The sequence below is a fragment of the Neisseria sp. HMSC073G10 genome, assembly GCF_001812605.1.
Taxonomy (GTDB): domain Bacteria; phylum Pseudomonadota; class Gammaproteobacteria; order Burkholderiales; family Neisseriaceae; genus Neisseria; species Neisseria subflava_A.
Genome location: NZ_KV809524.1, coordinates 1 through 360, shown reverse-complemented (window position 1 = coordinate 360; position 360 = coordinate 1). Strand labels below are relative to the sequence as shown.

General features: G+C 40.3%; 1 pseudogene. It reads right to left on the bottom strand.

The window, feature by feature from the left end:
• A pseudogene (locus tag HMPREF2865_RS05920) lies at positions 1-360 on the bottom strand (replication initiation factor family protein); the annotation flags it as partial.

Genomic DNA, 360 nt, shown 5'->3' with positions numbered 1-360 from the left:
AGTTGGTAACAGCTTTTATAGAAAAACTTTCCTTTAAACGGTAGTTTTTGGGTAATGCCAAAACCTAAAATTTCTTCTAACAGCTCGCTATACTTCACAACAAATTCCGTATCGGATACCAATCCTTTACCTGTTACTTTCGGTAAACTGTCTTCGTGAATCGTAAAAGTGATTTGGTCAATAAATGCGCCGTCATCCCTTCCTCTTCTTAACGGTATTTCAATGAATTTACCTTTTCCATCCGATACGAAATGGCTGAAATATTCAAATTCGAAGTCTTGGTTCTCCGATTTTTCCGCACCCTTCGGATTAGGGGTTTTATTTTGCTCCCCCCCTATTAGCCTAGGGGGGCAGCCTTCG